The following is a 15,294-nucleotide window of genomic DNA, read 5'->3' on the forward strand; positions in this document are numbered from 1 at the left end:
ACCTGTCTCTTGCTAACAGGTACCAGAATAGCCGCTAACAGGCACCTGTCTCTTACTAACAGGTACCGAGTAGCTGCTAACAGGGACCTGTCTCTTGCTAACAGGCACCGGTTACGAGGAGATCGGTGCCTGTTACGAAGAAAGACGTCCTTTCTAAGAATCAAACGGTCAAAGTGGCAGGTCAAGCTGCTGATTTGGCAAACGGAAGGATACTTCCACCACGGTCACAGGTCTATATTTTGTTAAAACAGAGATGTATTACGGTATCATAGCCTACAAAACGATTAGAACGGTGGAGTTGAATTCAATTCGTCCTCATTTCTGACTTTATTTGCATCTGCTTTAGTGGCCTGTAGGGGTCTGGTCACTATTCATTCAAAGAACAACATGAATTTAAAAAGGAATAAAATTATTGGATTGATATTGGCAATAGCGGCACCGGTCGTCCTCACCTTCTTTTTCAAATGGTATATAGAGAAGCAAAATCTGTCGCGCGAGCAGAATCGGCCACATTCACCGGGCAAGATGTTTGCCTCCGGCGTACAGGAAACCACCGATTTCGATGGAGAAAAGTCGGTAGATTCGGTCTATCACTCCATTCCCAATATGAAATTTGAAACTCAGAGCGGCGATTCACTGGCTTTAGATTCGCTGCGCGGAAAAATTTATATCGCTGATTTCTTCTTCGCCAGTTGTCCCGGCATTTGTCCCAAGATGAACCATAGCCTAGAGCGGGTGCAGCAAGCATTTATTAAGGATGGTAATTTCCGACTAGTATCATTCACGGTAGATCCGGAGCGCGACACGATAGATGTTTTGCGCCGCTATGCCAATGAGCACAATGCTATTCCGGGCAAGTGGTATTTTTTACGCCAGAACCGGGAAAATATTTTCCGATTGGCCAGCGAAGGTTTTTTTCTGACGGCTAAAGAAGATGACGGCGGCGGACCGGAAGATTTTATCCATAGCGAGAAACTGGTGATGGTAGATCAACAGGGTAATATCCGCGGATATTATAGCGGGGTGGACAGTAGCACCGTGAATAAGCTGATGGCGGATGTAGTATTGTTGCTGCGCGAAAGTGAAGGTCGGAAAAGTTTTGGCGGTGGGTTCAAGAACAAAACAAAAAAATAGGTGAAGCAATCATGTTAGGTGCCACTATTAAAAGAAACGACCAACTGGCCTATTGGTTGATCGGTATTGTATCCGTCATTGTTTTTGCCGCTGTGGTACTTCTGAAAAACAATCCCTTTTCGGTGACTTTAGGTTTTGATGCGCACATTTTTGCAAAGATGAATGCGGTGATTAATTCTCTGGTTTCAGTTCTATTAGTTACCGGATATGTTTTGGTAATGAAAAAGAAATATGAAGCACATAGAGCAGCGATGCTCGGAGCTATCCTTCTCTCAGTTCTCTTTTTGGTTTCCTACATCGCCCATCATCTCTTTGCCGGAGAAACTAAGTTTGGGGGTATCGGAGCTATCCGATATTTCTACTTCTTCATTCTCATCACACATATTGTGTTGGCCGGAATAATCCTCCCTTTTATTCTCTATACCGCTTACCAAAGTTTATCGGGACAGTTTGCGAAGCACAAAAAAATAGCACGCATCACCTTTCCAATCTGGCTCTATGTATCTATCACAGGAGTACTGGTCTATCTGATGATTTCTCCCTATTACCAACTCGCCTAAATCTTCTTTAATGAAGCAGACTTAAAACATCCTTATATTTACCAGATGAAACGTTGGATTGCACTTGCTTTTTTTATCCTTATTATTCTCACACTCTCGTATTCTGACTCGGCTGCTCAATGTGCCATGTGTCAAGCCACGGCAGAGTCTTCACACGGAGCCGGTGCCTCTGTGGCGGAAGGACTGAATAAAGGAATCCTCTACATCTTCATGATGCCTTATCTCATCATAGGCACCATTGGCTTTTTTTGGTGGAAAGCCAGAAAGAAGGCGCAGGGATGAACTTAAATGAAATCGGTAAAGTTTAAGGCCTCCTTCGATAAGAAAACAATGATCATTTCGTCGTTGGTAGGTGCATTATTCATCGGACAAACGGTTTTCTTTTTGGTGTTTTCCAATTTGAATTCTACCTTGACTGCGGTCATTGCAATCTCTTTGTGGCTCATTTTTGTCCTTTGTTATGGATTTCATCCGGCGGGATACGAGTGTACAGAAGCTGCCATCATTATAAAAACACCGTTCAGATCTATCGTTTATCCGAAAGCCGAAATGGACAAAATAAGAAGAGCCGGAGACGAAGAAATGGTAAGTTCTATTCGGACGTTTGGTGTGGGAGGCTTGTTTGGCTATTATGGCAAGTTCTACAATCGCCATCTCGGACACATGACATGGTACGCCAGTCAGGGTAAAAATTGGGTCATATTATTGACCAAAAACGGGAAGAATATAGTGCTTACTCCAGACAACCCGCAGCAATTTATTGAGACTTTACAAGGCTCTTTATCCTGATTTATATAGGGTTTCGTCACTCATCTGCATTATATTCGCGGCAGATTTGAGGATTATGGCAGAAAATATCATACAAAAAGGCAGCAAGGCAAAGTTGAACTTTGAAGAATTTAAAAGCGAGGTGCTGAATGACTATCGCATTGCCTGCATTTCGCGCGAAACCAGTTTGCTCGGGAGAAAGGAGGTGCTGACCGGAAAGGCCAAGTTTGGCATATTCGGCGACGGCAAGGAAGTAGCGCAGATTGCGCTTTCCAAATCATTTGAACCCGGCGATTGGCGCAGCGGTTACTATCGCGACCAAACTTGGATGATGGCTATAGGCCAGTTGACCGTGGAGCAATTCTTCGCCCAACTTTATGCTAATCCTGACCAGAAGGAAGAACCCATGAGCGCAGGCCGACAAATGAACGGCCATTATGTAACCGCTCTGCAAGATGAAAACGGCAACTGGCTGGAACAAAGTTCGCGCTATAATTCATCGGCGGATATTTCACCGACTGCAGGACAAATGTCCCGCTCTCTGGGCATTGCTCTGGCATCAAAGCTTTATCGGGCGAATAAGGAGTTGGAAGACTTCACTATTTTCTCCAATCATGGAGAGGAAGTTTCCTTTGTTTCTATTGGCGATGCTTCGACCAGCGAAGGTTTGTTTTGGGAGACCCTGAATGCCGCCGGCGTGATGAAAGTGCCCTTGGCCATTTCTGTTTGGGATGATGGATATGGAATATCCGTTCCTAAAAAATATCAGACAACCAAAGAAAGTATCTCCGAAATCACCCGAGGTTTCCAGACCAATGCTGAAGGGAATGGAGTGGAGATTTATACCTGTGAAGGATGGAATTACCCCAAGTTAATTGAAACCTACAAAAGCGGCATCGAAAAAATGCGCCGGACGCATAACGCAGCTTTATTTCACATTACTGAATTGACACAGCCGCAGGGACATTCCACTTCGGGCTCGCATGAGCGTTATAAAAGCGCCGAACGGTTGCAGTGGGAAGCCGAATTTGATTGCATCAAAAAGCTGCGCGATTGGATGGTAGAAAATAAACTCGCTACCGTAGAAGAATGTGAGCAAATCCGCGAGGAGGCTAAAATACATGTAGCCGAAAGCAAGAAGGCGGCCTGGAGAAAGTTCAACGAGCCGATGAAATTAGAAATCGCCGAGGTGATTGAAAAAATAGCTGAAGTAGGTACTGAAGGCGGTCAGGAAGATTTCACGAACGAGGTGATTCAACAATTGAAAACGACTATTGACCCTGTGCGCAGGGACATCCTGAAAGCTGCTAAAAGAGTATTGTTCCAATTGCGGGGCGAAAGCTTTACCGCCCTCGATGATTTTCGTGATTGGGTGAAAGGATTTCAAGCCAAATACCAGAACATATACAGTTCACACCTCTATAGTGAGAGCGACAAAAATGCACTTAAAGTCCCTGTGGTGCCAGCCGAGTATTCTTCTGATTCAAAAACTATAAATGGTTTTGAAATTCTGAATGCTGCTTTTGACCATCTCTTTTCTAAATATCCGAACATAGTAGCCTTTGGAGAGGATGTAGGAAAGATCGGCGACGTGAATCAGGGCTTCAGCGGTATTCAGGAAAAATATGGTGAGAACCGGATTTTCGATACCGGCATTCGCGAAGCCACTATTATGGGGCAGGGAATAGGATTGGCCCTTCGTGGTTTCAGACCTATAGCCGAAATTCAATATCTCGATTACCTGCTTTATGGATTGCAGCCACTGGCAGATGATCTTTCGTGTCTCCAATACAGAACCAAAGGCATTCAAAAAGCACCGTTGATTGTCCGTACACGAGGGCACCGGCTGGAAGGAGTCTGGCATACGGGTTCGCCGATGGGCATGATTATAAATTCGCTTCGTGGAATGTATGTGTGTGTGCCGCGCAATATGGTGCAGGCTGCAGGGATGTATAACACTCTGATGCAAAGTGATGAGCCAGCCTTAGTCATTGAATGTTTGAATGGCTATCGTTTGAAAGAAAAGTTGCCGGATAATTTAAGCCAGTTCACAGTTCCTTTAGGCATTCCTGAAGTGATAAAAGAAGGTAGTGCCCTAACGCTGGTCACCTACGGCTCTTGCGTTCGTATTGCAGAAGAAGCTATGAAGATGCTGGAAGAGGTAGGTATTTCTGTCGAGTTGATTGATGTGCAGACTTTGGTTCCTTTTGATATTCATCACTCCATCATCGAATCGGTTAAGAAAACGAATCGCTTGGTATTTCTGGATGAAGATGTTCCGGGAGGAGCTTCTGCTTATATGTTCCAAAAAGTTTTTGAGGGGCAGGCTGCTTTCCGCTACATGGATTCAGAACCTAAAACGATTACCGCTAAAGAGCATCGTACCGCTTATGGAAGCGACGGCGATTACTTCAGCAAACCAAATGCAGAGGATATCTTCGAAGTAATCTACGGAATGATGAATGAGGCAGACCCCGGTAGTTATCCGGCGATATAGGCCGACTATTTCAAAACTCCCAATTCCTTCCCTACTTTCGTAAAGGCCGCGATGGCTTTGTCAAGGTGGTGGATTTCATGAGCGGCACTTACCTGGACCCGGATGCGGGCTTTCCCTTTGGCAACTACCGGGAAGAAAAATCCGATGACATAGATTCCTTCATCCAAAAGTTTCGCCGCAAAGTTTTGTGCCAGCACCGCGTCGTAAAGCATCACGGGAGTGATTGGATGAATGCCTGGCTTGATATCAAAACCGGCAGCCGTCATCTTTTCACGGAAATATTTAGTGTTGGTTTCCAGTTTATCGCGCAGTGCAGTCGTTTCGCTTAACATATCTAGCACTGCTATGGACGCACCTACAATAGCCGGCATCAACGTATTGCTGAACAGGTAGGGTCGAGAACGCTGACGCAGAATATCAATAATTTCTTTTCTGCCAGAAGTAAAGCCGCCACTGGCTTCGCCTAATGCTTTGCCCAGTGTACCGGTAATAATGTCAATCTTTCCCATCACCCCACAATACTCATGCGTGCCTCTTCCGGTTTTACCCACAAAGCCCGAAGCATGACATTCATCCACCATAATCATCGCGTCATATTTTTCAGCTAGCGCCACAATTTTATCGAGTTGGGCGATGGTTCCATCCATAGAAAATACCCCATCGGTAACAATGATTCGAGAGCGATTTTTCTTCGATGCAATCAGTTGCTGTTCCAAATCCGCCATGTCGCTGTTCTTGTAACGAAAGCGCTCTGCTTTGCACAAACGAACTCCATCTATTATAGAAGCGTGATTCAATTCATCGCTGATAATGGCATCTTGTTCATTGAACAAAGGCTCAAATACACCGCCATTCGCGTCGAATGCCGCAGCGTAGAGTATGGTGTCCTCCGTACCAAGAAATTCTGAAATCTTTTTCTCCAGTTCCTTATGGATATCCTGCGTGCCGCAAATGAAACGAACGCTACTCATGCCATAGCCGTGGCTATCTATTGCCTTTTCTGCTGCTTCAATAACCTTAGGATGCGAGGACAGCCCGAGGTAGTTGTTTGCGCAAAAGTTAATAACCTCCTTGCCGGCCGAGGTCTTGATATCTGCTCCTTGTGGGGTAGTAATAATACGTTCCGTTTTATAGAGCCCGTTAGATTTAATATCCTCTATTTCGCTCTTAAGTCTTTGTTCTATGGTATACATGACTGATTTTTTGTGCGAATATAAACGAATGAAGGACTGAATCTTGATATAGATATTCAAGTCGAGAATCCTTATTTTTGTTCCCACTTTATAAAGATGAAACCATATCAAACGCTATTGTATTATAAGTACACTAGGATTCCTGATGCCGAGGAATTTGCGCAGCAACACTTGGAGTTTTGTGAAAGGCTCGGAATCGTAGGTCGTATTATCGTAGCCGAAGAAGGTTTAAATGGCACCATTTCGGGCACCGTGGTGCAGTGTAAAAAATATATGGACCATGTGAAATCGAATCCTCTGTTTGATGGAATAGAATTTAAAATGGATGAGATGGACGCCCCTTCTTTTGAAAGACTTTATGTGCGTTTCAAACCTGAGATTGTACACAGCAGTCTGCGGGGAATCCAAAATGTGGATCCAAATGAAATTACAGGAATTCACTTGGCACCACATGAAGTAGATAAAATGATTGAGCAGGACGACGTGATTTTTGTGGATGTCCGTTCCAATTATGAAAGTAATGTAGGTCATTTTAAGAATGCCTTGAAGTTGGACATTGATAATTTCCGCGACTTCCCCGAACAGTTGAAAGAACTGGAACATCTGAAGGATAAAAAGGTTGTTACTTACTGCACCGGGGGCATTAAATGTGAAAAGGCCAGTGGTTACTTGCTGCAAAATGGGTTTAAGAATGTTTATCAGGTGGACGGGGGCGTAGTGAAATATGCCAAAGAAACCGGTGGTAAAAATTTTGAGGGTAAGCTGTATGTATTTGATAACCGGGTGGTGGTGGACGTGAATCAATTGAGGCCTTCCATCGTGTCCAGTTGCAAAATATGCGGCAACAAATCAGCCCACATGGTAAACTGCGCTAACCCCGAGTGTAACGAGCATTTCGTGCTCTGCGAAGAATGTGGCAGGAAAATGGACGGTTGTTGCAGCGAGGCCTGCATGAAAGCTCCATCGAGACGTGTCTATGACGGTACCGGTTATTATCAGCGAGAGATCGTTTCATAGTAGCAGATAATCATCTGCCCCAATACAAAGACACAAAGAATTTTTTACCCCTACGGATTCATGTTTTTTTCTGAATCGTACTGGTAAATAGTATAAAGCACGGTTCTTCCGACTGCTTCCAGAGTTGCCTTGTCAATCACATCCATATTGTCCTGATGCGTATGCCAGAATTCGGGAAAGGTTCCTGAAGAGGAGGTTCTATCGTAAGGAATAATATCTATCGTGGGTATTTTGGTAATTTGGTTGATGTAAAAATGATCGTCTGTGATGGGTGGAGCAGATTCATTACTGAAAAAAGATGAATACCCCAGAGCCTGAGCATTCTCCCAAACCTTATCTTGCACCCAGCCGGCGTTAAAGGATGAATTCTCTTCACGGGCAAACACCGCATTTCTTGACCCCGCCATATCTAACAATACCCCAAAGTCAGCTCTATAGCCGGGAACATGTGGATTTCTGCTCCAGTATTGGGAACCAAGGCAGAATGTATTGTCTGTTGGTTGAACTGCCTTTATGATATCATCAACTGATGAACTATAGCCATAATCTTCAGCATCATTGAAGAATAAGTCTATACCGATTTTTGGCTGCTGCGATTGCATGGCTCTTGCTATTTCCAACAGAATCCCAACACCACTTCCACCATCACAGGCACCGAGAATTGGTTTATCGCGATCTTTAGAGTCTTGATCTGCCCAAGGGCGAGTATCCCAATGGGTGGTGAGTAATATCCGGGTGGCAGCGGAAGGATTGAATGAGGCGATAATATTGGTGCATTTCAACACCGTTCCATCGAAACCTTTCACATCAAATTTTTGAATAAATACCGTGTCGGCAAATCGTTTGGCTCTATCTTCTATCCACTTTGCACATGCCTCATGTCCTTTAGAATTCATATTCCTCGGTCCAAAATCTACTTGGGTTTGAATGTAAGCATAAGCAGAGTCGGTATTGAAAGATGGAGCATTCACCGTAATGGTATGCACCGGTGGCACATCCACAACTTTGGGTTGGTTATTGCACTTATCGCAAGAGGAGAGAAAAAGTGAAGCACCACAGATGAACGCAGATAAACGCAGATTTAAAGACATGATATTTTATTTAAGGAGACATGATTAAACGACTGATACCCTTTTTCATGTCAGTGACATTGAAGTTAATTAACAGACCGATTTCTTTTCCAGATAATTTCAGGTATGTCAAGATCTGAGCTTTATGTATTTCGGCAATCGCATCAACCGATTTTAATTCGAGTATGATTTCATTTTCTACCAACAAATCAATCCGATAACCTGCTTCCAATTTTATCCCATCATAAACAACCGGCAAGCTCTTTTGTTGTTCCACACTCAATCCTTCCTTAACTAATTCATGAACCAAGCAAACCTCATAAGTACTTTCCAATAAGCCGGGACCCAAAGCCGAATGAACCTTATAAGCGCAGCCAATGATTTTATATGTTATATCATTAGTTTTCATCTGTGATCATCTGCGTAATCTGTGGTGAACAATTATCCCACCCTCCATGACACTCCTTCCTTCCCATCTTTTACCTGGATTCCGACCTTCGCTAATTCATCGCGTATTTTATCTGAAGCCGCGAAATCTTTCCGAGTCCGTACATCTTTTCGAAGTTCCAGAATCAGGTTCATTAGACCTTCTACTTTATCACCTCCGCATTCTCCCTCTTCCTTGAGGCCCAAAACACCCACCACAAATTCCTGAAATAGTTTTTGAAGTTGCTCCTTATCAGAAGTAGAGATGCTGTCATTACCATCATTCACCGAATTAATAATGCGAACGGCTTCAAATAAGTGCGACAAGGCCATCGGGGTATTGAAGTCATCATTCATGGCTTCATAGACCTTTGCTTTAATCGCTGACAAATCAAACGATGTAGTGGAAGATGTTTTTAAAGTATCCACCAGTTTAGCAGCGTTCATCAAGCGCTGATAACCTTTCTCAGCAGCTTGCAAGGCGGCATTAGAAAAATCTAGCGTACTGCGATAGTGGGCTTGAAGCATGAAAAAACGAACCGTCATGGCAGAATAGCCTTGCTCTAACAAAGGATGATTACCCGTGAATAATTGTTCCGGTAAAAAAGAATTGCCGAGAGACTTACTCATCTTCTGCCCGTTCACCGTCAGCATATTTGTGTGCATCCATATTTTAGCAGGGGCCTTATGATTGCAAGCAACGTTTTGTGCTATCTCATTGGTATGATGTGTTGGAATCAAATCCATTCCACCTCCGTGAATGTCAAACTCTTCTCCCAAATACTTCGTACTCATCGCGGAGCATTCGATATGCCAACCCGGGAAACCTTCGCCCCAAGGACTTGGCCAACGCATGATATGTTCCGGCTTTGCCTTTTTCCAAAGTGCGAAATCCAGTCTTCCCTTTTTCTCTTCTTGTCCTTCTAAATTCTCACGAGTACCTTCGAGCAACTCATCTAATTTTCTACCACTTAGTTTGGTATATGGATACTGCTTGGCGAATTTTCCACATCAAACCAAATCGTGCCATCTACTTCATAAGCCAAACCATGCTCCATGATTTTTTTTGTCATTTCGATTTGCTCGATGATATGTCCGCTGGCGGAAGGCTCAATGCTCGGTGGCAACAGATTGAATTGTTCCAATACGCGATGAAAGTCCACAGCATATAACTGAACAATTTCCATTGGCTCCAACTTCTCCAGCCGTGCCCGTTTCGCAATCTTATCTTCCCCTTCGTCGCCGTCGCTTTCCAGATGCCCTACATCCGTAATGTTGCGCACGTAACGCACCTTATATCCTAAATGCAACAAATAACGAAACACAATATCAAACGAAAGAAAGGTGCGGCAGTTGCCGAGATGCGCATGGCTATACAAAGTGGGGCCGCATACATACATGCCGACATGCGGCGCGCTAATAGGTTTGAAAATTTCTTTTTCTCGGCTAAGGGTGTTATAAATTTTGAGTTCCTGCATGGTGTAAATATAATGGGAGATTCTGCGAATGGTATTACAATGAGAAAGTGGTCACCACCGGATAGTGATCTGACAATGGCTTAGTAATCGTTCGGTATGAATTAATTTTTATCGAAGGTGAATACAAATGATAATCAATTCTGAAAATGGACAGCCGATGAGCGTACGTCGCTCCAAAACCTTTCCCCTTTTCGATAAACGCATCGTTCAATCCCTCCTCCGCTGTTTTATAGGTATAGGAAACCGGTACATCATTAAAATCGCCGCAAAGAATTTTAAGTCCATTGAATTCATCCAGATGCTCTTTCACGGCATTCACCTGTATCGAACGCCGGGTGTAGGCTCGTTTCATTTTGCGCACAATGCTTTTGATTCCCTGCAAGTTGGTTTGTTGCTTTGTTTCCAACGAATCGAGCGTGGCGTAATCATCCTGACCCAAATGGATGGACTGAAAATGCACATTGAATAGCCGAAGGGTCTGACCCTTAATCTGAATATCGGCATAAATTCCTCCATTGCTTAATGAATTGTCAAAATCAATCTTCCCTTTTTCACCAATCGGAAATTTTGAAAATATCGCCACGCCCCATTGCTGATTCAACAGATCAGTTTTCCAATTGTTTTTAGGAGCCTTTGTTTTATAAAACTTATACAAATCCACGTTCGGCGGAAAGTAATAGTAAGGATAGCCCAGCGTATCTCTGAAATATTCAAGGTTATGAAAAAACAGATTGTTGGTATAAAACTCCTGCATGCAAAGCACATCCGGTTGTTCTTTTTCAATCAAGGCCAACATCGTCGTGCGCGTTTCTTTGTTGTGACTCCAGTTATAGAGGTCAAAACTCTTTACATTCCAGGACATCAGTTTAATTCCTTCTTCCTTACTGTCCTCTTTGAAATTCATCGCAAAGGTGGACTGAATAAAAGACCAACTGAGCACAATAGCAAATAGCGGTAACAAGCCAAACCGGTCACGTTTAGCAATCCACAAAACCAGAAAGAAAAAATTCATCACCAGCACTACCGGAAAAGCAAAGCCGATAAAAGCAAACTGCCAGTGTTTTGCCGGGTTAATATATGCCGCGAGGCAGGACGCCAACAACACCAACAGGGCAAGGATGTTCAATATTTTAAAAAAGCCTCGAAGCATTATTTAGTTAGCGGTTAACGGATAGCAGTTGACAGAAACAGCCGTTCTATTTTTTCCGCGAAGTACCATCTGACAACCATTTACTTCTTAGAATAATGAAACAAAAAATCCTTTTCTTCTTTGGTCAGACCGTCATAACCTGAACGAGCTATTTTATCCAGAATAGCATCTACTCTCTCCTGCTCATTTCCTGAGCGGGGATGGTTCGTTTCGGAACGCTGCTGCGCACTGCGGTGCGTCACTTTCATTTTCGATGAGGGATTGAATAGTTCTTTCAAAAATTGAAAAAACCTTCTGAACGGACTGGTCAAATCCACGCCACTTCTCAGCGCTTTGATAAAAAGAAAACCACTTAAGGCTCCGCCCACATGCGCAATGTTGCCCCCGGGATTCCCCATCGGAATATTAATCACCCCTAAGAGCAACGATACCAGAGCGATGTACTTAATCTTCACATCCCCAATCAACAACAGCCGCATTTCGTGATCAGGGTTCAGCGTGGTGGCGCCAAAGACAATGGCAAACACGCTGGCCGACGCACCGAGCATGTACGAACTCTCCAACATGGGTTTAAATACCGGAAGTACGTTGAAGGCCAAAATATAAAGCCCTGCCCCGGCCAATCCGCCGATGAGATAGAGCGGCAATATTTTTTTATCTCCCAAATACAAAATAAAAATCTCGCCAAACCAATACAACCAAAGCATATTGAACAACACATGAAAAACTCCTTTATGCAAAAACATATAGGTCAAAACCGACCAAGGCTGTTTCATCAGCAGTGATAGCGAAGCGGGTGCTTCCAGGTTGCTAATCAGCCATTCCATAAAGCTGTTGGTTTGAAACAGAAAACTGAAAAGTTGCAGCAAGCCCACCGCCAGAAATACCCCGATGTTGGCGAAAATCAGCTTCACCACCACGTTGCCATAGCGGAACTTATATTTCAAATCACCGATCAAAGATTGCGTCAGCATCAATAAAAATAATCGGTGTTTCGGCTCCAGTATTTCACCAATATGAAACCAAACAAAGCCCCGCCCAAGTGGGCAAAGTGTGCCACATTATCCCCCGAGTTCATATTAATCCCCAGGTAGAGTTCCAACAAAATATATCCTGTGATTAAATACTTTGCCTTGACCGGTACCGGAAAAAACAAAAGCATCAATTCCGTATTAGGGAACAAAACACCGAAGCCTACCAACACACCAAAAATGGCTCCCGAAGCTCCCACGGTTGTGCTATAATAAATACTCCGCAAGCCCGGAATAGAATAGGCCTCCTGCGCCGACGGGAAAAAAGTGCCGGTATAATTATGTACAATCCAAGCCTGAACGCCCATGTGAAGCGCCACGGCACCCAAGCCGGTCACCATATAGAAAAACAAAAACTTCTGCGGCCCCCAAACTCGCTCCAGCACTACCCCAAACATATACAGCGCAAACATGTTGAAGAAAATATGCGCCAGCCCTCCGTGCATGAACATGTGCGTCACAATCTGCAAAGGCTTAAACTCGGGGTTCGCAAAATAATGCAAGCCAAAAAGTGTATAAAGCTTTTCGCCGCCCAACATCGTGGCGGCAAACATTATCACGTTCACCAAAATCAGGTTAAAAACCACACTCCGCGCACTCATCTGTCCGAACATAAGGCAAATTTAACCCCTCCTTTCAGATTTGAATCATCTCTTCTCCTCCTCTTGACTATTTTTTTCTTTTGAAACTGCCTCAGACCTGCGCCAGCTAATAAAATAAGAAGAAAAAACCCCGCCCGATAGCTATCGGAACGGGGCTTTGGGTTTTATAAACTACAAAAGTCTTTGAGACTTTTGTAGTTTAAATGGCCTACACCCAGTTGGGGACATAAAATTTTATTTTTCTCTCGTCAAACGAACTTTCTCTTTCCCCATCAAAACAATCATTTCATTTTCAGTATAAGTTACGATTTCAAATTGCCTGTCCTTGTTACATGAATCTAACTTACCCCATTTTGAACCTTTACTATTAATTGAAACGGTTTTCCCAATCAATGTCCAAGCACCCGAACAGCTTTTACTACCGTTTTCCACCAAACACATTCCACTTTCAGCAAAAGTAAACGACTCTAAACCTGTTCTCCATGAGCCTACTAAATACTGATTATTAACTTCAGATTTAACTGGAACATGGGTCTCCTCGATTTTAGGAATAGCTAACTCAACACCAACATTTTTTGAACAAACATTTAATGCAGCACTTTGAATTCTTTTCAGTTCGGCATCAATTTTAGCATTGTAGTCTGCTTTGGAATATTTCTTAGTTATTTCTTCTAAAAAACATAATGCAACTGATTGTTTTTGTTCCTGATTTATATGGGTGTACTTTGATAACAAATTCATTGCCTCATCATAAACCCCGTTTCTATCACTTTTTTGCCAATCTGAGTTTTGCGAAAAAGATGGTAGTGAAAAAATAATTGAAATTATGGTAAACAGGATGGTTTTCATTTTTATTTATTAATATTTTCTCGCCTACTCTATATCCCCTTTTCGGCTACCTGGGAGCCCCCTAACCCCCAAAGGGGGAACAGGGTTGCGTTTTATTTTTAAGCCACTAGCTTAGAGATCTCTCTCCACCTACTCCTTCACAAATTTCTTGTTATTGACAAAGTACATGCCGCTAGGCAGGTGAGAGACATCTATTTCTTTTCTGCCTATCGCCTTTTCATTGAATAACACTTCGCCTAAAAGATTGGTAAGGGTGATAAACTTCTCGGTTTGAGTTTCAAGAATAATAAATCCATTTGCAGGATTAGGATAAATATTGAGAAAATAATCAATTGAGTTCTCCTCTATTTTAGTTATTTGAGAAAATTCAGCGACCAAATTTCTGTTGGATGATATAGAAAAGGTGTAACTAGTATCGGAACTGACATTATTTCCATTTTCAGACCAATGTGAAAATAAGTAACCAGTGTTGGTTGAAGTTGAAACAGTAACAGCACTGCCTGAAGTATAGGTGCCACTGCCCGTAGTTGTACCGCCATTAACTGGATTAGCAGATGTCGTTACAGTAAATGGCAATACATCTGACAACAATCTTTTCCATACATATCCCGTAGTCCCGGCGAAAATGTATCCATTGTTTACTGCTAAAGAAAATACAGTCAGATTGGTTAAGCCATTATTAATGGCAGCCCAAGTGCTGCCCCCATCAATGGATAGATAAACGCCGCCACCGCTGCTACTGCTAGCAAAAATATTAGAGCCTACTACTAAAAAGGAACTTATCGCTCCGGTAACATTTGTTGCCGTCCAGGTACTTCCATTATTAGAAGATACATATAAACCAGAATTAGTTCCTGCTAGATACTTTGACTTGAAAAATGATACAGCGCTAATTTGAGAAGGCAAACCACTATTATTTATTGTATTCCAGTTGACGCCTCCATTTACTGTCAAATACATACCGTTACTAATTGTACCTGCTAAAATTGTGTCTCCTTTGACGGCTAAGGAAGCAACTAAAGCATTCCAACTGTTTATCTTATTCCAATTCAAACCATTATTTCCTGATTTGTAAACACCAAAGGCTCCAGCATAAATATTTCCGTTGTCAACAGCTAAGCATCTTACATCATAAGCACCCAATCCATTGTTTGTATTAGTCCAATTGGTTCCATTATTAGAAGATTGATAAAAGCCGCCACCACCAGCTCCAACATAAATATCCGAACCTTTGGTAGCCAAAGAATAATATGGCCCGGTAGTCGTGCCGCTAACAATTGCCCAATTTCCGCCATCATTGGAAGTAATAGATACCGCTGTGCTTGTTACACCAAATAAATTTGAACCATTTGGGATTATTGCAGTAACATTTGGTTGGGTAGGGCCACTAGTGACTTGCCATTGTGCGGAAAGCTGCTGGAATGCTACAAGACAAATGGAAGTAGCAATTAGCATAATTTTATTTTTCATGATGTTGGTTTTCCCGCCTACTCTATCTCCCCTTTTCGGCTACCTGGGT

14 protein-coding genes and 1 pseudogene are annotated in these 15,294 nt (G+C 43.0%); 6 read left to right on the forward strand and 9 right to left on the reverse strand.

Annotation, left to right across the window (positions count from 1 at the left end; translation table 11 throughout):
- The first annotated feature begins 387 nt into the window (after nt 1-387).
- From IPP77_08970 to IPP77_08990, 5 genes are read left to right on the forward strand one after another with little or no spacing between them, the layout of a single operon-like run.
- Nucleotides 388-1,134: an SCO family protein gene (locus tag IPP77_08970; GenBank protein MBL0309785.1), complete on the forward strand. Its 747-nt coding sequence runs from the start codon at nt 388-390 to the stop codon at nt 1,132-1,134.
- An 11-nt stretch (nt 1,135-1,145) separates the two neighbouring features.
- Nucleotides 1,146-1,694, forward strand: a complete 549-nt coding sequence (locus IPP77_08975) for a DUF420 domain-containing protein (protein MBL0309786.1) — start codon at nt 1,146-1,148, stop codon at nt 1,692-1,694.
- 45 nt (nt 1,695-1,739) lie between these two features.
- The gene (locus IPP77_08980; GenBank protein MBL0309787.1) at nt 1,740-1,976 is read left to right on the forward strand and encodes a hypothetical protein; all 237 of its coding nucleotides are present in this window, start codon (nt 1,740-1,742) and stop codon (nt 1,974-1,976) included.
- Nucleotides 1,977-1,982: 6 nt separating this feature from the next.
- The gene (locus IPP77_08985) at nt 1,983-2,483 is read left to right on the forward strand and encodes a hypothetical protein (GenBank protein ID MBL0309788.1); all 501 of its coding nucleotides are present in this window, start codon (nt 1,983-1,985) and stop codon (nt 2,481-2,483) included.
- Between the two features lie 55 nt (nt 2,484-2,538).
- A complete protein-coding gene (locus IPP77_08990; protein MBL0309789.1) occupies nt 2,539-4,959 on the forward strand; it encodes a transketolase in 2,421 nt (806 codons plus the stop codon).
- A 5-nt stretch (nt 4,960-4,964) separates the two neighbouring features.
- Here the strand turns inward: IPP77_08990 and kbl are convergent, their stop codons facing one another.
- The gene (kbl, locus tag IPP77_08995) at nt 4,965-6,152 is read right to left on the reverse strand and encodes a glycine C-acetyltransferase (GenBank protein MBL0309790.1); all 1,188 of its coding nucleotides are present in this window, start codon (nt 6,150-6,152) and stop codon (nt 4,965-4,967) included.
- A 96-nt stretch (nt 6,153-6,248) separates the two neighbouring features.
- On the opposite strand from kbl, the gene IPP77_09000 reads away from it, so the two are divergent.
- On the forward strand, nt 6,249-7,169 hold the full coding sequence (locus IPP77_09000) for a rhodanese-related sulfurtransferase (GenBank protein MBL0309791.1): 921 nt from the start codon (nt 6,249-6,251) through the stop codon (nt 7,167-7,169).
- Nucleotides 7,170-7,219: 50 nt separating this feature from the next.
- Here the strand turns inward: IPP77_09000 and IPP77_09005 are convergent, their stop codons facing one another.
- From IPP77_09005 to IPP77_09040, 8 genes and pseudogenes are all read right to left on the reverse strand, one after another.
- Complete coding sequence (locus tag IPP77_09005; GenBank protein ID MBL0309792.1) at nt 7,220-8,260, reverse strand: M28 family peptidase; 1,041 nt, start codon at nt 8,258-8,260, stop codon at nt 7,220-7,222.
- Nucleotides 8,261-8,270: 10 nt separating this feature from the next.
- Nucleotides 8,271-8,648, reverse strand: a complete 378-nt coding sequence (locus IPP77_09010) for a GxxExxY protein (protein ID MBL0309793.1) — start codon at nt 8,646-8,648, stop codon at nt 8,271-8,273.
- A 32-nt stretch (nt 8,649-8,680) separates the two neighbouring features.
- Nucleotides 8,681-10,143: pseudogene (locus tag IPP77_09015) on the reverse strand (cysteine--tRNA ligase).
- Between the two features lie 34 nt (nt 10,144-10,177).
- Nucleotides 10,178-11,293 carry an endonuclease/exonuclease/phosphatase family protein gene (locus IPP77_09020; protein ID MBL0309794.1) on the reverse strand — a complete coding sequence of 372 codons (1,116 nt, stop codon included), beginning with the start codon at nt 11,291-11,293 and terminating at the stop codon, nt 10,178-10,180.
- A gap of 80 nt (nt 11,294-11,373) precedes the next feature.
- Nucleotides 11,374-12,267 (reverse strand): rhomboid family intramembrane serine protease, encoded by an 894-nt coding sequence (locus tag IPP77_09025; GenBank protein ID MBL0309795.1) that lies wholly within the window; start codon nt 12,265-12,267, stop codon nt 11,374-11,376.
- Entirely contained in the window at nt 12,267-12,926 is a 660-nt protein-coding gene (locus IPP77_09030) for a rhomboid family intramembrane serine protease (GenBank protein ID MBL0309796.1), read from the reverse strand. Before IPP77_09030 ends, IPP77_09025 begins: the two co-directional genes overlap by 1 nt.
- A 234-nt stretch (nt 12,927-13,160) precedes the next feature.
- Nucleotides 13,161-13,775, reverse strand: a complete 615-nt coding sequence (locus IPP77_09035) for a hypothetical protein (GenBank protein MBL0309797.1) — start codon at nt 13,773-13,775, stop codon at nt 13,161-13,163.
- A 129-nt stretch (nt 13,776-13,904) separates the two neighbouring features.
- Complete coding sequence (locus IPP77_09040) at nt 13,905-15,245, reverse strand: T9SS type A sorting domain-containing protein (GenBank protein ID MBL0309798.1); 1,341 nt, start codon at nt 15,243-15,245, stop codon at nt 13,905-13,907.
- Nucleotides 15,246-15,294 lie beyond the last annotated feature (49 nt).

The sequence above is a fragment of the Bacteroidota bacterium genome, assembly GCA_016722375.1.
Lineage (GTDB): Bacteria > Bacteroidota > Bacteroidia > Chitinophagales > LD1 > Bog-950.